Annotated in this window: 17 protein-coding genes; 15 read left to right on the top strand and 2 right to left on the bottom strand. The window is 62.0% G+C overall.

Annotated features, from left to right (window positions below):
- Nucleotides 1-21 precede the first annotated feature (21 nt).
- The 15 genes from lpxD to E8Q41_RS23420 all read left to right on the top strand — a co-directional run bounded on the left by lpxD (nucleotide 22) and on the right by E8Q41_RS23420 (nucleotide 15017).
- Nucleotides 22-1077 (top strand): UDP-3-O-(3-hydroxymyristoyl)glucosamine N-acyltransferase, encoded by a 1056-nt coding sequence (gene lpxD / locus E8Q41_RS23490; RefSeq protein WP_137157996.1) that lies wholly within the window; start codon nucleotides 22-24, stop codon nucleotides 1075-1077.
- Nucleotides 1074-1541 carry a 3-hydroxyacyl-ACP dehydratase FabZ gene (fabZ, locus tag E8Q41_RS23485; protein ID WP_137157995.1) on the top strand — a complete coding sequence of 156 codons (468 nt, stop codon included), beginning with the start codon at nucleotides 1074-1076 and terminating at the stop codon, nucleotides 1539-1541. The genes lpxD and fabZ overlap by 4 nt, the downstream gene beginning before the upstream one ends.
- Nucleotides 1538-2353 (top strand): acyl-ACP--UDP-N-acetylglucosamine O-acyltransferase, encoded by an 816-nt coding sequence (lpxA, locus tag E8Q41_RS23480; protein WP_137157994.1) that lies wholly within the window; start codon nucleotides 1538-1540, stop codon nucleotides 2351-2353. The genes fabZ and lpxA overlap by 4 nt, the downstream gene beginning before the upstream one ends.
- Nucleotides 2354-2361: 8 nt before the next feature.
- Nucleotides 2362-3234 carry a UDP-2,3-diacylglucosamine diphosphatase LpxI gene (gene lpxI / locus E8Q41_RS23475; protein WP_137158256.1) on the top strand — a complete coding sequence of 291 codons (873 nt, stop codon included), beginning with the start codon at nucleotides 2362-2364 and terminating at the stop codon, nucleotides 3232-3234.
- Nucleotides 3231-4400, top strand: a complete 1170-nt coding sequence (gene lpxB / locus E8Q41_RS23470) for a lipid-A-disaccharide synthase (protein WP_137157993.1) — start codon at nucleotides 3231-3233, stop codon at nucleotides 4398-4400. Before lpxI ends, lpxB begins: the two co-directional genes overlap by 4 nt.
- A gap of 116 nt (nucleotides 4401-4516) precedes the next feature.
- Nucleotides 4517-4900: a phasin family protein gene (locus tag E8Q41_RS23465; protein WP_137157992.1), complete on the top strand. Its 384-nt coding sequence runs from the start codon at nucleotides 4517-4519 to the stop codon at nucleotides 4898-4900.
- Between the two features lie 232 nt (nucleotides 4901-5132).
- Nucleotides 5133-5486 carry an ATP-dependent Clp protease adapter ClpS gene (gene clpS, locus E8Q41_RS23460; protein ID WP_137158255.1) on the top strand — a complete coding sequence of 118 codons (354 nt, stop codon included), beginning with the start codon at nucleotides 5133-5135 and terminating at the stop codon, nucleotides 5484-5486.
- Between the two features lie 10 nt (nucleotides 5487-5496).
- Nucleotides 5497-7944: an ATP-dependent Clp protease ATP-binding subunit ClpA gene (gene clpA, locus E8Q41_RS23455; protein ID WP_137157991.1), complete on the top strand. Its 2448-nt coding sequence runs from the start codon at nucleotides 5497-5499 to the stop codon at nucleotides 7942-7944.
- An 85-nt stretch (nucleotides 7945-8029) separates the two neighbouring features.
- Complete coding sequence (locus tag E8Q41_RS23450) at nucleotides 8030-8371, top strand: hypothetical protein (RefSeq protein ID WP_137157990.1); 342 nt, start codon at nucleotides 8030-8032, stop codon at nucleotides 8369-8371.
- Between the two features lie 195 nt (nucleotides 8372-8566).
- Nucleotides 8567-9301 (top strand): phosphatidylcholine synthase, encoded by a 735-nt coding sequence (gene pcsA, locus E8Q41_RS23445; RefSeq protein ID WP_137157989.1) that lies wholly within the window; start codon nucleotides 8567-8569, stop codon nucleotides 9299-9301.
- 16 nt (nucleotides 9302-9317) lie between these two features.
- Entirely contained in the window at nucleotides 9318-10301 is a 984-nt protein-coding gene (locus E8Q41_RS23440; protein ID WP_137157988.1) for a quinone oxidoreductase, read from the top strand.
- A gap of 41 nt (nucleotides 10302-10342) precedes the next feature.
- Entirely contained in the window at nucleotides 10343-11911 is a 1569-nt protein-coding gene (locus tag E8Q41_RS23435; protein ID WP_137157987.1) for an ABC transporter ATP-binding protein, read from the top strand.
- Nucleotides 11901-12992, top strand: coding sequence for an ABC transporter permease (locus tag E8Q41_RS23430; RefSeq protein ID WP_137157986.1), 1092 nt, complete (start codon nucleotides 11901-11903; stop codon nucleotides 12990-12992). The genes E8Q41_RS23435 and E8Q41_RS23430 overlap by 11 nt, the downstream gene beginning before the upstream one ends.
- Nucleotide 12993: 1 nt before the next feature.
- A complete protein-coding gene (locus tag E8Q41_RS23425) occupies nucleotides 12994-13914 on the top strand; it encodes an ABC transporter permease (RefSeq protein WP_137157985.1) in 921 nt (306 codons plus the stop codon).
- Between the two features lie 32 nt (nucleotides 13915-13946).
- On the top strand, nucleotides 13947-15017 hold the full coding sequence (locus E8Q41_RS23420) for a BMP family ABC transporter substrate-binding protein (RefSeq protein ID WP_137157984.1): 1071 nt from the start codon (nucleotides 13947-13949) through the stop codon (nucleotides 15015-15017).
- Between the two features lie 186 nt (nucleotides 15018-15203).
- On the opposite strand, the gene E8Q41_RS23415 is transcribed toward E8Q41_RS23420, so the two are convergent.
- Both E8Q41_RS23415 and E8Q41_RS23410 read right to left on the bottom strand, forming a co-directional pair.
- Nucleotides 15204-16361: an acyltransferase gene (locus E8Q41_RS23415; RefSeq protein WP_137157983.1), complete on the bottom strand. Its 1158-nt coding sequence runs from the start codon at nucleotides 16359-16361 to the stop codon at nucleotides 15204-15206.
- 16 nt (nucleotides 16362-16377) lie between these two features.
- Nucleotides 16378-17017, bottom strand: a 640-nt coding sequence (locus E8Q41_RS23410; protein WP_246660305.1) for a GDP-L-fucose synthase, incomplete at its 5' end; no start/stop codon positions are given.

The raw sequence follows: 17017 nt of genomic DNA, 5'->3' as shown, positions 1-17017 counted from the left end.
GGCGGGGCCGCATGGTGTATGATGACCCATTCGGAATTTTTTCCGCCACATGGGGGCGTGCGGCTTGATGATCTCGCCGCTGCCCTCAATTTGTGTTTGGCGAACAGCGAGCATGGCGATCTGATCGTCAACGGGGTCTCGCCTGTGAATCGCGCCAAGCAAGGCGATCTTTGCTACATTCTCTCGCGAAAGAACAAGTCGGAGCTGGAGACCTGCAAGGCAACTGCGGTTATCTGCGATCCGGCGCTTGCCTCGATGATTCCGTCCGACATAGCAGTGCTGACGACTGCGCATCCGCACACGGCCTTCGCCAGGGCGGGAAATCTCCTTCATCCGGCGGCGAGCCGGCCCTTGCCGCTGACTGCCAGTGAGGGCGTCCATCCTGCCGCCTTCGTCGATCCGACAGCGGTGCTCGAAGACGGGGTGATCGTCGAACCGATGGCGGTAATCGGGGCAGGCGCGCATATCGGTTCGGGAACGCGGATAAGCGCGGGCGCGGTCATCGGTTCGCAGGTCAAGATCGGTCGCGACTGCTCGATCGCCTCCAATGCGACCGTTCTTTGCGCTTATCTCGGCAATCGCGTGATCATCCATAACGGCGCCCGCATCGGCCAGGATGGTTTCGGCTATGCGCCGGGGCCGACAGGCATGGTCAAGATCGTGCAGATCGGTCGCGTCATCATCCAGGACGACGTCGAGATCGGCGCGAACACCTGCATCGATCGCGGCGCCATGGATGACACCGTGATCGGCGAAGGCACGAAAATAGACAATCTCGTGCAGATCGCCCACAATGTCCGCATCGGCCGTCACACGGCCATCGTCTCGCAGGTCGGCATTGCCGGCAGCACGCGCATTGGCGACGGCGTGCAGATCGGCGGCCAGACGGGCGTCAATGGTCACATCGAGGTCGGCTCCGGGGCGAAGATCGCGGCCATGAGCGGTGTGGCGGCAGATGTGCCGGCAGGCCAGATTTATGGCGGCGTTCCGGCGCGGCCCTATAAGGATTTCATGCGCGACATGGGCGAAATTCTGTTGCGTTCCAGATCAGGCAAGAAGGGGGATTCCGGCAAATGAGCGAGGAGACCAAGAAGGTTCTGACGTCGATCGACGTTTTGGAAATCATGAAACTTCTGCCGCATCGCTATCCGTTTCTGCTCGTCGACAAGATCATCGATATCGATGGCGACGACTCGGCGATCGGCGTCAAGAATGTCACATTCAACGAGCCTCAGTTCCAGGGACACTTTCCGGAACAGCCGATCATGCCGGGCGTTCTGCTGATCGAAGCCATGGCGCAGACGGCGGGCGCGATCTGCGCGCTCAAGACCGGCGGCAAGGCCAATCTCGTCTATTTCATGACCATCGACAACGCCCGCTTCCGCAAGCCAGTGGTGCCCGGCGATCGCGTCGAGTTCCATGTGGTCAAGCAGAAACAGCGCGGCAATATCTGGAAATACCATTGCGACGCCAAGGTGGACGGGGTGCTGGTCGCCGAAGCCGATGTCGGCGCCATGATGGTGGCTAAGGATAAAGCATGACCCGCATCTCCGCCTCCGCCCGCATTCATCCGATGGCTGTCGTCGAAGACGGCGCCGTTGTCGGCGACAATTGTGTCATCGGCCCCTTCTGCCGGGTTGGACCACAGGCGGTGCTGGGCGAGGGGGTCCAACTTCTGTCCAATGCTGTGGTGACCGGCAAGACGACGATCGGCAAGGGGTGCGTTATCCATCCCATGGCCGTTATCGGCGGCGTGTCGCAGAGCCTGCACGAAGCCGGCGCGGATTCGGTGCTGACCGTCGGCGACAACTGCACCATGCGCGAAGGCGTGACGATGAACGCCGGCACGGTCGGCGGCGGCGGCATAACCTCGGTCGGAAACAACTGCCTGTTCCTCGCCAACAGCCATGTCGCGCATGATTGCCGCCTGGGCGACAACATCATCCTGTCGAACAATGTGATGCTGGCCGGCCATGTTCGCGTCGAGGACCGCGTGATCCTGTCGGGCGGCTGCGCCGTGCACCAGTTCACCCGCATCGGCCGCCAGGCTTTCGTCGGCGGGCTGACGGGCGTCGCCTATGACGTCATCCCCTTCGGCATGATCAACGGCAATCCGGGCGTTCTCAGCGGCCTCAATATCGTGGGCATGACACGGGCCGGCATTGCGCGCGAGACGATCCATCGCGTGCGCCGCGCCTACAAGGACATTTTCGAAGGCGAGGAAGCCGTTCGCGTCGCCGCAGCCCGCATTCGCGACGATTATCTCGATTGCCCGGAAGTTCTCGAAATCCTCGATTTCATCGCCGCCGATTCGGATCGCGCTCTGTCGTCGCCGAACCGCAGCAAGGGTTGACGCGCCCGATGGTCGGGGCGGGCGACAAGGGCCGGCTGGCGATCATCGCAGGCAGCGGCAAATTGCCGAAATATGTGGCGGACGCCGCATCCTTAGCCGGCGAAAAACCCTTCATCTTCGCTCTTCAGGGCGAAGCCGACGGCGATTGGTCGAACTATGATCATGTCTCGATCGGCCTCGGCGACATCGCCCGCTTCAAACGTATGGCGGATGATCTCGGCATCGACCGCATCATCATGTCCGGCGGCGTTTCCCGGCGTCCGCCGATCCGCGAAGTCAAGCTCGGCTGGTCCGGCCTCATCAAGATCCCCGGCGTAATCCGCAAACTGACGGCCGGCGGCGATAACACCGTGCTGACCGCCGTCATCGAATTTCTGGAAGGACCGGGGCGACGCGTCATCGGCGCTCATGAAGTCGCGCCCGATCTCCTGGCCCAGACCGGTCCGCTCGGGGCCGTCGTGCCGGATGATGCGGCGCGGAGGGACATCGAAGCGGCGGTGCGCGCCGCGCGTTTGATCGGAACGCTGGATATCGGCCAGGGCGCCATCGCCGTCGGCGGCCGTGTCGTCGCGCTGGAGGGCCCCGAGGGCACCGACGCCATGATCGCCCGCGTGCGAGATCTCAAGGCGGCGGGGCGGGTGTCGGCGAAGCGCAAGGGCGTGCTGGTGAAACTCTGCAAACCCGGTCAGGACATGCGGGTGGATCTGCCGTCGGCTGGTCTCCGCACGGTGACAGCGGCCGTCGAGGCCGGCCTGTCGGGCATCGCGTTGGAGGCCGGACGGTCGCTGCTGCTCGATGCGGACGAGGTCAGGACGCTTGCCGACCGGCACGGGTTGTTCGTCGTCGGCCTTGAGCCTGAAATCGGGGAGGGCGGCGCGTGAGACCTCTGCGGATCGGCATCGTTGCGGGAGAATCCTCGGGCGACCTTCTGGGCGCCGACCTGATCGCGGCGGTGAAGGCGCAGAGCGGACGTTCTGTCGAGTTGGTCGGCGTCGGCGGTCCTGCTTTGACGCGCGAAGGCCTAACCTCCGTCTTCGAATTTTCCGAAATCTCGATCATGGGCTTCGTCGCGGTGATCAAGAAGCTGCCGCGTCTTTTGTCGCTGATCCGCAAGACCGCCGACGCTATCATCGCCGCCAAACCGGACGTGCTGGTGATCGTCGACAGCCCGGATTTCACCCACCGCGTCGCCAAGCGCGTGCGCAAGGCGCTGCCCGATCTGCCGGTGGTCGATTATGTCTGCCCGAGCGTCTGGGCCTGGAAGGAATATCGCGCCGCCGCCATGCGCGCCTATGTCGATCATGTTCTGGCGGTCTTGCCGTTCGAACCCGACGTGATGCGTCGTCTGGGCGGACCGGAGACCAGCTATATCGGCCATCGTTTGCGCTATCTGCGCGAGGTGCTCGCGGCCCGGGCCGCCAACGAAGCCCGTTGGGAGGCGGGCGAGCCGGAGCGCAAGACCGTGCTGCTGCTGCCGGGCTCGCGCAGTCATGAGGTGAAGCGCTTGCTGCCGATCTTCGGCGAGACGGCGCGGCAGCTGCGCGCCGCCCATCCCGGGACGCGTTTCGTGATCGCCACGGTGCCGCACAAGGAGGCCATGGTGCGCGGCGTCATCGCCGACTGGGAGGAGAAGCCGGAAGTCTTCGTCGGCGAGGAGAGCAAATGGGTGGCTTTTTCCAGCGCGGATGTCGCGCTCGCCGCGTCCGGCACGGTGCTTCTGGAACTGTCGCTGTGCGGCATCCCCACCATTTCCACCTACAAGACCGATGTGCTGATCCGGCTGGTGCTCAACCGCATCAAGGTCTGGAGCGCCGCGCTGCCGAACCTGATCGCCGACAGGCCGATCATTACGGAATATTTCGACGAATTTATCCGACCCGCAATGCTGATGCGTTCGCTCGCCCAATTGATGCGCGGGACCGAGGACCGCAAGGCCATGCTGACCGGCTTCCGCGAGGTTTTTAATCGCATGTCGGCCCCTCGGCTTCCCGCCGAAGTTGGCGCCGAAATCGTGCTCGCGCAGATTGAGCGCGTCGTGAAAATTTAACCCTTTCCAATCAGGGACATGGCGCAAAACGGATATTGCGACGCGGCAGAATCCTTGACTTTTTTGTGCGCTGCACATAAGTATTAGCAGCAACGGAAATGGGAAGGAGACCATTCATGTTCAAATTCGACGACGCCAATATGTTCGGCAAGGACGCCATGGACAAGATGTTGAAGAGCTACTCCAGCACCGCCAAGAGCTTCCAGGCGATCGCCACCGAAACCAGCGAATACTCCAAGAAGTCCTTCGAATCCGCCGTCGCGCATATGCAGGCGCTGATGGGCGTCAAGAGCTTCGAAGCGGCCATCGAACTGCAGACCAACTTCACCAAGTCTGCACTCGAAGGCTATGTCTCAGAAATGACCAAGCTCGGCGAGATGTACACCGATCTGGCCAAGGAAGCTTACAAGCCGGTTGAAACCGTGGTTCCGGCCGCGACCGAAATCGTCAAGACCAAGGCCGAGAAGATGACCAGCGCTGCAGCTTCCGCCGCCGCCTGATTTCATCCGACCTCATCGGATTGACGGCCGCTCCTTCTCGGGGCGGCCTTTTTCATTTGCGCTTTGCCATAATCCCGGAGGATTGCGTCCGCGACGTCATTTCCGGTTAAGCCTGGTTAATTATTATTGCGGCTTGATGAAAGGGCCTTAAAATGGCGCTTTGGGACACCACATAGTGCGTTGCATTCAGAGTTGGAGTGCAGTCGCAGTTACGGCAGGTTTTACGGCACACATGAATAACCACGCATACCGCATGCAGGGCGAAGGCGAACGGGACGGGTTCTCTGGCAACAGGGGCACTTCCGTGATCACCCGCGTGCAGCCAAAGGTCAAGAAACCCAGCCTTTACCGCGTCTTGCTTTTGAACGACGATTACACGCCGATGGACTTCGTCATCCATGTCCTCGAGCGTTTTTTTCAGAAAGACAAGGAAGCCGCCACGCGCATCATGCTCCAGGTTCATAACCACGGTGTGGGTGAATGCGGCGTCTATACCTATGAAGTCGCGGAAACGAAGGTGATGCAGGTCATGGATTTCGCCCGCGAGCATCAGCATCCCCTGCAATGCGTCATGGAAAAGAAATGAGGTTCTGATCGTGCCCACATTCTCGTCAAGCCTTGAAAAGGCCCTTCACCGGGCGCTAACCCTCGCCAATGAACGCCGCCACGAATATGCAACCCTCGAACATCTGCTGCTTTCCCTGATCGACGACGGCGACGCCGCTGCCGTGATGCGGGCCTGCAGCGTCGATCTCGACAAATTGCGCAAGACCGTGACCGACTATGTCGATAACGATCTCGCCAACCTCGCCACCGGTTACGACGAGGACTCCAAGCCGACCTCCGGCTTCCAGCGCGTCATCCAGCGCGCCGTGATCCATGTGCAATCCTCCGGACGTGAAGAGGTGACCGGCGCCAATGTGCTGGTGGCGATCTTCGCCGAACGGGAAAGCCATGCCGCTTATTTCCTGCAGGAGCAGGACATGACCCGCTACGATGCGGTCAATTACATCTCGCATGGCATCGCCAAGCGTCCGGGCGGCGGCGAAGTGCGTTCGCCCAAGGGCGTGGAAGAAGAGGCCCAGGAAGCCAAGGCTTCCAAGGAAGGCGAAGACGCCCAGAAGAAGCCGCAGGACGCGCTGAAGGCCTATTGCGTCAATCTCAACGAGAAGGCCCGGAACGGCCGCATCGATCCGTTGATCGGTCGTCATTCCGAGGTCAACCGCACCATCCAGATCCTGTGCCGCCGCTCCAAGAACAATCCGCTCTATGTCGGCGATCCCGGCGTCGGCAAGACGGCGATCGCCGAAGGTCTGGCGAAGCGCATCGTCGAAAAGCAGGTGCCCGAGGCGCTGCTCGACGCGACGATCTTCTCGCTCGACATGGGCACGCTGCTCGCCGGCACCCGCTATCGCGGCGATTTCGAAGAGCGTCTGAAGCAGGTGGTGAAGGAGCTCGAGGATTTCCCGGGCGCGGTGCTGTTCATCGACGAGATCCATACGGTGATCGGCGCGGGCGCGACCTCGGGCGGGGCCATGGACGCCTCGAACCTGCTCAAGCCGGCTCTGTCCTCCGGCGCGATCCGCTGCATCGGCTCGACGACCTATAAGGAATATCGCCAGTTCTTCGAAAAGGACCGGGCCTTGGTGCGTCGTTTCCAGAAGATCGACGTCAACGAGCCGAACATCGACGATGCCATCGAGATCATCAAGGGCCTGAAGCCCTATTTCGAGGAGTTCCATCACCTGCGTTATTCCAACGACGCCATCAAGGCGGCGGTGGAGCTGTCGGCGCGCTACATCACCGACCGCAAACTGCCGGACAAGGCGATCGACGTGATCGACGAGACCGGCGCCTCGCAGATGCTGCTGCCGGTCAACAAGCGTCGCAAGCTGATCACCGAAAAGGAGATCGAGGCGACCATCGCCACAATGGCCCGGATACCGCCGAAGACCGTGTCGCGCGACGATGAGGAGCTGCTCTCCAATCTTGAGCAGGAACTGCGCGCCGTCGTCTATGGTCAGGAAATCGCCATCGAGGCGCTGACCTCGGCGATCAAACTGGCGCGCGCCGGCCTGCGCGAGCCCAACAAGCCGATCGGCTCCTACCTGTTCTCCGGTCCGACCGGCGTGGGCAAGACGGAAGCCGCAAAGCAGTTGGCCTCGTCGCTCGGCGTCGAGCTGATCCGCTTCGACATGTCTGAATATATGGAGCGTCACACGGTCTCGCGGCTGATCGGCGCGCCTCCGGGCTATGTCGGTTTCGACCAGGGCGGCCTTCTGTCCGACCAGGTCGACCAGCATCCCTATTGCGTGCTGCTGCTCGACGAGATCGAAAAGGCGCATCCGGACATCTACAACATCTTGTTGCAGGTGATGGACAACGGCACGCTGACCGACAATAACGGCAAGAAGATCGACTTCCGCAACGTGATCCTCATCATGACCACGAATGCGGGCGCCGCCGACATGGCCCGTTCGGCCATCGGCTTCGGCTCCTCGCGCCGCGAAGGCGACGATATCGAGGCGATCAACAAGCTGTTCACGCCGGAATTCCGCAACCGTCTCGACGCGATCATTCCGTTCGCGCCGCTGCCGATGACCGTCGTCCACAAGGTCGTGCAGAAGTTCGTCCTGCAGCTCGAAACGCAGCTGGCCGAACGCAATGTGACCTTCGAACTCACCCAGGAAGCCACAGACTGGCTGGCGGAAAAGGGTTACGACGAAAAGATGGGCGCGCGTCCGCTGGGCCGCGTCATCCAGGAAAACATCAAGAAGCCGCTCGCCGAAGAGATCCTGTTCGGCAAGCTCAAGAAAGGCGGCGTGGTGCGCGTCAGCGTCGGGCCGCTGGACAACGGCAAGACCGGCATCGTGCTGGAATCCCTGCCGGATGCGCCGGTGAAACCGAAGGAAGAGGCCGAAGTCGCCTCCACCCCCTCGCGCAGATCGCCGCGCTCCAAGCCCGCTGAAACGGTGGCGGTCGAGGCCTCCAGCGTCACCGAAGACGAGCCGCCGCGCAAGCGCCGGACCAAGAAGGAAGACTGAGGTTTTCCGGCATTGTTGAGCAAAGGGCGGGGCGACTCGCCCTTTGTTGCGTCATGACGGAAGTTAAATTGGATGCGCGTGGAGAGTGGCGGAAGTGGACATAGAAGATGAGATCAACAGGACCATCACTTTGGCCATGAAACACTGCATAAGCGGCGATTGGGATGCGTTTACCCGGGTGTTCAGCAGTGGCTTTCTAAATGAAACGGTCATGAAGCAGACGTTCTTTGAAAGCCACGACATCTTGAATAAGAGCCAGGATGTTGAGTGGACAACGGAAATTTCAAAACAATCCGCAAATGTATATGCATCGCATTCCACGATCCAATCAGATCCGCGCGTGTTCTTGATCATCCGTTTCACGAGAAGAGGAAATAATCTTTTCTCGAATGCTTTGGTGCTTTGTCCCTCTGACGATTTTGCCTGACTTCTGCCTCGCCGCTACTGTTGTTGTTGCGGATTTGGAGCGAGTGACAGTCATGTCACGCCGGGAAAAGAGCGTGGGCATTCCGCTGCCCGCTGAAGTCGCCGGGACCGATTTTGTCTGGCGCATCCGTTTTTCAGCATGTATCAAAAACCTCAGGCGGATGACGTCAGCGGTTGCCAAGGGAGAGGCCTGGGTATGAGGATTTTCAGCTACCTGTTCAATTACAAGGCCGCGCCCTATGCTGAAATCCGGGCTTTCTGCGTCCATCTGTTGACGGCGTCGGGTTCCTTCCTCGCCTTCCTGGGCGTGGTGGCGGCGTCCGAAAAGCGATTCGTCGACATGTTCTGGTGGCTCGGGCTGGCGCTCCTCGTCGACGGCATCGATGGCCCGATCGCGCGGAAGGTGCGGGTCAAGGAAGTCCTGCCCAACTGGTCGGGCGACACGCTCGACAACATCATCGACTATGTGACCTATGTGCTGCTGCCGGCGTTTGCGCTCTATCAGAGCCATATGATCGGCGAGCCCTGGTCTTTCGTGGCGGCGGGGCTGATCGTCGTGTCCTCGGCAATCTATTACGCCGATACGGGCATGAAGACCGAGGAGTATTTCTTCTCGGGCTTTCCGGTGGTGTGGAATATGGTGATTTTCACGCTGTTCGTCATCGACGCCAGCGAGGCCGTGGCCTTTTCCGTCGTGATCGTCTCGGTCATCCTGACCTTCTTCCCGATCCATTTCCTGCATCCGGTCCGCGTCAAGCGGCTGCGCAAGCTCAATCTGGCGGTCTTTCTGCTCTGGTCGCTGCTCGGCGGCATTTCGCTCCTGATGCATTTCCGCGCGCCGGACTGGGTGGCCTGGGGCGTGATGGCCACAGGGCTCTATCTCTATGTGATCGGCTTCATCCTGCAGCTTTTCCCCAAACTCGGTCGTTGAGTTCAAGCGAGGCGTCATGACAAAGAGCAAGGCTATCCTCATCCGCGCCCATGGAGGCCGCGACGCATTGGAGCATGTCGAGATCGACGTGTCCGCGCCGGCGGCCGGCGAGGTGCAGATCCGTCACCATGCCATCGGCGTCAATTTCATCGACACCTATATCCGCACTGGACTTTATCCGGCGCCGGGCGGTTTTCCCTATGTGATGGGCAAGGAAGGCGCAGGCGAAGTGACCGCGCTGGGCGAGGGCGTGTCGTCTTTGTCCGTCGGTGACCGCGTCGCCTATCCGGCCGTCGACGGCGCCTATTGCGAGATCCGCAACATCGCCGCCTCAAAGCTGGTCAAGGTTCCAGACGACATTTCCCTGGAAACCGCCGCCGGCATGATGATGAAGGGCATGACGGCGGAATATCTACTCAACCGTACCTACAAGGTCGGGCCCGAGACTGTGCTTCTCTTCCACGCCGCAGCTGGCGGCGTCGGTCTCATCGCCGGCCAATGGGCCAAAGCCCTTGGTGCGACAGTCATCGGCACCGCTGGTGGTCCCGACAAGGTCAAGCTCGCGCTGGCGCATGGCTATGACCATGTCATCGACTATCGGAAGGACGATTTCGTCGCGGCCGTGAAGGATCTGACATCAGGCAAGGGCGTCGACGTCGTCTATGATTCCGTCGGCAAGGATACATTTCCGAAATCGCTCGATTGTCTGAAGCCGCGCGGGCTCTGGGCGTCCTTCGGACAGTCCTCCGGCCCGATCGAACCGATCAATCTCGGCATCCTCGCGCAGAAGGGCTCGCTTTTTGCAACGCGGCCGACATTGTTTAACTATATTGCGACGCCGAAAGAACTGGATGACTGCGCCGCGGCGCTTTTTTCTGTTGTTCGCAGCCGCAAAGTGGTTATCAATATCAACCAAACCTATCCATTGGCGGAGGCCGCACGCGCTCACGCCGATCTGGAAGATAGAAAAACGAGCGGAACGACACTGCTGCTTCCCTGAGGTCATGAGGCCCGGGCGGGCGGCGAAGACTGGGGTGGTTCGTGGTCAACACGCAATCGGGGGGCTCGCGTCCTCTGTTGGAAGTGCGCGGGATAACCAAGCTGTTCGGCTCGTTCGCCGCTTGCAGCGCGATAGGCCTTACAATCGAGCCGGGTGAAATTCACGCCCTTCTCGGCGAAAACGGCGCCGGCAAATCAACCCTCGTCAAGATGCTGTTCGGGGTGTTGCAGCCGAGCGCGGGCGAGATCCTCTGGGAAGGCCGGCAGATTTCGATCGGCAGCCCCGGCGAGGCGCGCAAGACCGGCATCGGCATGGTGTTCCAGCATTTTTCGCTGTTCGAAGCGCTGACGGTCGCCGAAAACATCGCGCTGTCGCTCGATGGCAAGGCGCCGCTCTCCAAGATCGCCGACGAAGCCCGGAGGCTGTCTGAAGCCTATGGCCTGCCGCTCGATCCCAACGCCCATGTCGCCGATCTCTCGGTCGGCGAGCGCCAGCGCATCGAAATCGTCCGCGCTTTGCTGCAGAACCCCAAGCTGATCATTCTCGACGAGCCGACCTCGGTCTTGACGCCGCAGGAGGCCGACCGGCTGTTCGAGACGCTGGACAAGCTCAAGGCCGAGGGACGCTCGGTGCTCTACATTAGCCATCGGCTCGAAGAGGTGCAGCGCATCTGCGATCGCGCCACGGTGCTGCGTCACGGCAAGGTGACAGGCGCCTGCGACCCGCGTCAGGAAACCCCGGCCTCGCTCGCCCGCATGATGGTGGGCTCTGATGTCGCCGCCGTGTCGCGGCCGCACCATGCCGATGCCGGCGCGGTGGTTCTGGAGACGCGCGCGCTCAATGCTGCGGCCCGCACGCCCTTCGCTGTTCCCCTGAAGTCGGTGTCGCTCAGCGTCCGCTCCGGTGAGGTGCTGGCGATTGCAGGCGTGGCGGGCAATGGCCAGGGCGAATTGTTCGATATCCTTTCGGGTGAATATCTCGCCCAGACCAATGACGCAGTCCAACTGACCGGCAAGCCCTGCGGCCGCGCCGGCATTTCCGCGCGGCGGCTGATGGGCGGGGCTTTCGTGCCCGAGGAACGCCATGGTCACGGGGCGGTGACAGGCATGAGCCTGTCCGAAAACCTCGTTCTGTCGCGCAACGCCTCGGATCGCGCCTCGCTTCTGGCGGGCGGTCTCCTGAAGGTCATCAAGGGCGGAACGGTGAAGGCGCTGTCGCGCAAGATCTGTCACGACATGGATGTGCGCAAGAGCGGCGAGGACCCTGCCGCCGGCTCGCTGTCGGGCGGCAATCTGCAGAAATTCATCGTCGGCCGCGAACTCGACCGCAAGCCGACGCTGCTGGTGGTCAACCAGCCGACCTGGGGCGTGGACGCGGGCGCGGCGAGCCGCATCCGCCAGGCGCTGGTGGATCTCGCCCGCTCGGGCTCGGCGGTCATCGCCATCAGCCAGGATCTCGACGAGATCTTCGAGATCGCCACTCATATCGCGGTGATTTCGGATGGAGCGCTGTCGCCCGCCTATCCGGCCGCCGACCTCAACCGTGAAAAGATCGGCCTGCTGATGGGCGGCATGCATGACAAGGCGAAGGAAGCGGCGCATGCGCATTGAGCTCGAAAAGCGCGCCGGCGCATCCCGTTTCTATTCGATCGCGTCGCCGATCATTGCGCTGGTTCTGACGCTGATCTGCGGCGCGATCCTGTTTGCCGCGCTCGGTAAGGATCCGCTGCAGGCGCTCTATCTGTTCTTCATCGATCCGCTTCGCGAGGAATGGTCGCTACATGAACTGGCGATCAAGGCGGGACCGCTGATCATGATCGGCGCCGGCCTGTCGATCTGCTATCGCGCCGGCAACTGGAATATCGGGGCCGAGGGACAGTTCATCTTCGGCGGCATCGTCGGCTCCATCCTGCCTGTGGTCTTCTACGGCTGGAACTCGCCGCTGGTTTTGCCGCTGATGCTGCTGATGGGCATGGTCGGCGGCGCGGCCTACGCCGCCATTCCGGCTTTTCTCAAGACCCGCTTCAACACCAACGAGATCCTGACCAGCCTGATGCTGGTCTATATCGCCCAGCTCTTCCTCGACTGGCTGGTGCGCGGTCCCTGGCGCAATCCGGAAGGGCAGAACTTCCCCGAGACGCGTCTGTTCGACGCAGCCGCCGTGCTCGGGCCGATCTGGCCGGAGTCCGGCCGCGCCCATTGGGGCTTCGCCTTCGCCATCATCGCCGCCGCGCTGCTGTGGTTCATGATGGAGTTCACGCTGCGCGGCTATCAGGTCAAGGTGCTGGGGCAATCGGCGCGGGCAGGGCGCTTCGCCGGCTTCTCCTCCTCGGGCATGGTCTGGTTTTCCATGCTGCTGTCGGGCGCGCTGGCGGGGCTGGCGGGCATTTCGGAAGTTTCGGGCGCAATCGGCCAGCTGCGTCCGTCGATTTCGCCCGGTTACGGCTTCACGGCCATTATCGTCGCCTTTCTCGGCCGTCTCAATCCGCTCGGGGCCATCATTTCCGGTCTCATCCTGGCGCTGACCTATCTCGGCGGCGAAGCGGCGCAATTGTCGCTCGGCGTGTCCGACAAGGTCACGCGTCTGTTTCAGGGGCTGCTGTTGTTCTTCGTGCTCTCCTGCGACACGCTGATCCTCTACAAGATCCGGCTGGTGGGAACGCGGGCCGCCCAACTGGTCAAGGGAGACTGACATGGGCGTGTGGGAATCGATCCTGATCACCATCATCACCGCTTCGACGCCGCTGGTCATCGCCTCCCTGGGCGAACTGGTGACCGAACGCGCCGGCGTCCTCAATCTCGGCGTCGAGGGCATGATGGTCATGGGCGCGGTCTGCTCCTTCGCCGCCAGCCAGATGACCGGCTCGCCCTATCTCGGCATTGTCGTCGGCATTCTCGCGGGCGCCGCCATTTCGCTGCTGTTTGCCTTTCTGACTCTGACGCTGGTCGCCAATCAGGTGGCTACGGGTCTCGCGCTCACCATTCTCGGGCTCGGCCTGTCGGGCATGATCGGCGAACCCTATGTCGGCATGCAGGGCGTCAAGCTGCAGCCCATCGCTATCCCGCTTCTGTCCGACATTCCGTTTCTCGGGCCCGTGCTGTTCAAGCAGGATCTGATCTTCTACCTGTCGATCGCGCTGATCGTCGGCGCCAACTGGATGCTGTTCAAGAGCCGCGCCGGTCTCGTGCTGCGCTCGATCGGCGACAACCATGCCTCGGCGCATGCGCTGGGCATCAAGGTCATCCCGATCCGTTACCTCACCGTCGTGTTCGGCGGCGCCTGTGCCGGTCTCGCCGGCGCCTATCTGTCGCTGGTCTATACGCCGCAATGGGTGGAGAACATGACCGCCGGACGCGGCTGGATCGCGCTGGCGCTGGTCGTCTTCGCCTCCTGGCGGCCCTATCGCCTGCTGGTGGGTGGCTATCTGTTCGGGGCCGTCTCCATCGGCCAGTTGCATGCCCAGGCCTTCGGCATCGAGGTGCCCTCGCAATTCCTGTCGGCGCTGCCATACGCCGCCACCGTCATCGTGCTGATCGTGATTTCGCAGAACCGGCGGATGACGCTGATCAACACGCCCGCATCCCTCGGGAAACCGTTCGTTCCCGACAGATAACCTCCAAGAGCAACAACCAACAGGGAAAACCCATGAAGAAACTCCTTCTCTCCCTCGCCGCGACCGCCGCCGTTCTCGGCTTTTCGGTGCAGGCCCAGGCCGCCGACAAGCTGAAGGTCTGCTTCCTCTATGTCGGCTCCAAGACCGATGGCGGCTGGACCCAGGCCCATGATATCGGCCGCCAGCTCCTCGAAAAGGAACTGGGTGACAAGATCGAGACCCAGTATCTCGAAAACGTGCCGGAAGGCCCCGACGCCGAGCGCGCCATCGAGCGCTTTGCCCGTTCGGGCTGCGGCCTCGTCTTCACCACCTCGTTCGGCTTCATGGACGCGACCGTGAAGGTCGCCGCCAAGTTCCCGAAGGTGAAGTTCGAGCACGCCACCGGCTACAAGACCGCGCCGAACCTGACCGCCTACAATTCGCGCTTCTATGAAGGCCGCTACATCCTCGGCCAAATCGCCGCGAAGACCTCGAAGAAGGGCGAAGCCGCCTATATCGCCTCCTTCCCGATCCCGGAAGTGGTGCAGGGCATCAACTCCTTCGTAATCGGCGCCCGCTCGATCAACCCGGCCTTCAAGCTCAAGGTCATCTGGGTCAACACCTGGTTCGACGCCGGCAAGGAAGCCGACGCCGCCAAGGCCGCCATCGACCAGGGCGTCGACATCATCACTCAGCACACCGACTCCACCGCCCCGATGCAGGTCGCCGAAGAACGCGGCATCAAGGCGTTCGGCCAGGCCTCCGACATGATCAAGGCCGGCCCGAATGCGCAGCTGACCGCGATCGTCGACAATTGGGGCGCTTATTACGTCAAGCGCGTCAATGCCGCTCTCGACGGCAGCTGGAAGTCGGAAATGAGCTGGGACGGCCTCAAGGACGGCATTCTCTACATGGCGCCCTACACCAACATGCCTGACGACGTGAAGAAGATGGCCGAGGAAACCGAAGCCAAGATCAAGTCGGGCGAACTCAAGCCCTTCACCGGCCCGCTCAAGAAGCAGGACGGCACGGAATGGCTGAAGGCTGGCGAAAGCGCCGGCGACGACGTGCTCGGCGGCCTGAACTTCTACGTCGAAGGCGTCGAAGGCGACCTGCCGAAGTAAGCGTCTCTCGCTCTCATCAGAAAGCCCCGCCATCGCTGCCGATGGCGGGGCTTTTTTATGTGTTGTTTTGAAACCCGGTCGCTCGAATTGCTCGCCCGGGCGTCGGGACGACGGCGACGGAAGTCCAGCGTTCCGCCGCAATGACGCGGCATGCCGATATGTGATGTCTGAGGTCGGAACCGCGGATCAGGCCAGGGGCGCGGCGGGTTTTGGGACGCCGCCGGCCAGACGGCGGCCGAGCGCGATGCCTGGCGTTTCGATCATGCGGTAGGCGATATAGCCGAGTCCGTAGGTGATGATGAGCGTCAGCCCGAGCGCCGCCGCAAAGCGCGGCTCTGGTGCGAGACCCGGCTGGGTGCGCGCGAGCCAGCCGCAGACCGGCAGCATCACCAGAAGATGGATCAGGTAGACGCCATAGGAGACGTCGCCGAAAAAGCGGCTGACGGCGTTGGACAAGATCCAGTCGAGCCAACCGAGCGCCATCTGCGCGATCTGCGGCAGCCGGTCTCGATAGAGAAAGGCGAAAAACACCAGCACGAGACCGATCTTGATGGCGCGGTGCAGGCTGTCGCGACCGCCGCCGAGCGGCACGAACACGACGGCGCAGGCGGAGATCAGGTAGAGCCATTTCGCCTGGCCCTCCGCCTTCAGCGACATGGCGATCAGCATGCCGGCGGCGAAGAGATGGAACTTCATCGGCAGCATCGAATAGGCGCCCTTGACGAAGCCGTTCGCCTGCAGCCAGGCGCCGAACGCCCACATCACTGCGACGAGCATCAGCATCGTCGGAAGCCGCCCTGCTTTCAGCACCAGCAGCATCATCAGCGGTAGAAAAGCGTAATACTGCATTTCCAGCCCGATCGACCAGTCGGGCAGGGGCGTCTGGAAATTATGCGTCCATGTCGCCCCGAAAACGAATGTCACATGCAGGAGGATATTGGTGAGCGACTGATCGAGATAGCGGTCGGCGTATCGCATCTGCTCCTCGACCCCGCCCGGGAAAACGGACGCGGCGTCGAGCCTGTCCTGCCAGAGCTCGGGGCCGAACCACAGCGCCAGCGCCAGGCAGACATAATAGAGCGGCGCGATGCGGAAGAAACGGCGAATCCAGAAGATCGTCCAGGTCGAGACCTTGTCCCAGGGCTCGCGGCTTTCGCGCAGCTGATAGTGATAGGTCATCAGGAAGCCGGAGATGATGATGAAGACTTCCACCGCCAGATCCGGCTGGGCGAACAGGCCGACCTTGTAGCCGGTCAGAAACATGGCGTGACCGACCAGCACCCAGAGTGAGGCGTAGCCGCGCAACCCATCGAGAAATCCCAGTTGTTGCCGGGGATCGGCCATGCGCGGCTCCCTGATGTCAGGCCTTGTTGGCGAGGAACCACTGATAGACGCTGGCGACACCCTCTTCGAGGCCGATCTTCGGCGACCAGCCGGTGGCGCGGAGCTTGTCGGCGCTCATCAGCTTTCGCGGCGTGCCGTCGGGCTTGGAAAGGTCATGGACGATCTCGCCCTTGAAGCCGACGACATCGCAGACCAGCTTGGTGAGGTCGAGGATGGTGATGTCCTCGCCCGAGCCGATATTGACGTGACCGGCCTCCGAATGCGTCTTCATCAGATGCACGCAGGCGTCGGCGCAGTCGTCGACATGCAGGAATTCGCGGCGCGGCGTGCCGGTGCCCCAGACGGTGATCGACGGCGCGCCCGAAAGCTTCGCCTCATGCGCCTTGCGGATCAGCGCCGGCATCACATGGCTGGAATTGAGGTCGAAATTGTCGCCGGGACCATAGAGATTGGTCGGCATGCCCGAGATGAAGTTCGCGCCATGCTGCTTGCGATAGGCGTCGCAGAGCTTGATGCCGGCGATCTTGGCGATCGCGTACCATTCATTGGTCGGCTCGAGCGCGCCGGTCAGCAGCGCATCCTCGGTGATCGGCTGCAGGGCGAATTTCGGATAGATGCAGGACGAGCCGAGGAACATCAGCTTCTCGACGCCCACT

The organism is Rhizobium sp. FKL33 (assembly GCF_005222915.1).
Taxonomy (GTDB): domain Bacteria; phylum Pseudomonadota; class Alphaproteobacteria; order Rhizobiales; family Rhizobiaceae; genus Rhizobium_E.
The sequence above is the reverse complement of the archived record's forward strand: the minus strand, read 5'-3'. Positions and strand labels throughout refer to the sequence as shown.

Coding starts and splice junctions, on each gene's coding strand:
- lpxA (WP_137157994.1), top strand. CDS start 1,538: ATGACCCGCATCTCCGCCTCCGCCCGCATTCATCCGATGGCTGTCGTC.
- E8Q41_RS23440 (WP_137157988.1), top strand. CDS start 9,318: ATGACAAAGAGCAAGGCTATCCTCATCCGCGCCCATGGAGGCCGCGAC.
- clpS (WP_137158255.1), top strand. CDS start 5,133: ATGAATAACCACGCATACCGCATGCAGGGCGAAGGCGAACGGGACGGG.
- E8Q41_RS23430 (WP_137157986.1), top strand. CDS start 11,901: ATGCGCATTGAGCTCGAAAAGCGCGCCGGCGCATCCCGTTTCTATTCG.
- lpxI (WP_137158256.1), top strand. CDS start 2,362: ATGGTCGGGGCGGGCGACAAGGGCCGGCTGGCGATCATCGCAGGCAGC.
- E8Q41_RS23420 (WP_137157984.1), top strand. CDS start 13,947: ATGAAGAAACTCCTTCTCTCCCTCGCCGCGACCGCCGCCGTTCTCGGC.
- E8Q41_RS23415 (WP_137157983.1), bottom strand. CDS start 16,361: ATGGCCGATCCCCGGCAACAACTGGGATTTCTCGATGGGTTGCGCGGC.
- E8Q41_RS23465 (WP_137157992.1), top strand. CDS start 4,517: ATGTTCAAATTCGACGACGCCAATATGTTCGGCAAGGACGCCATGGAC.
- E8Q41_RS23425 (WP_137157985.1), top strand. CDS start 12,994: ATGGGCGTGTGGGAATCGATCCTGATCACCATCATCACCGCTTCGACG.
- lpxD (WP_137157996.1), top strand. CDS start 22: ATGACCCATTCGGAATTTTTTCCGCCACATGGGGGCGTGCGGCTTGAT.
- fabZ (WP_137157995.1), top strand. CDS start 1,074: ATGAGCGAGGAGACCAAGAAGGTTCTGACGTCGATCGACGTTTTGGAA.
- pcsA (WP_137157989.1), top strand. CDS start 8,567: ATGAGGATTTTCAGCTACCTGTTCAATTACAAGGCCGCGCCCTATGCT.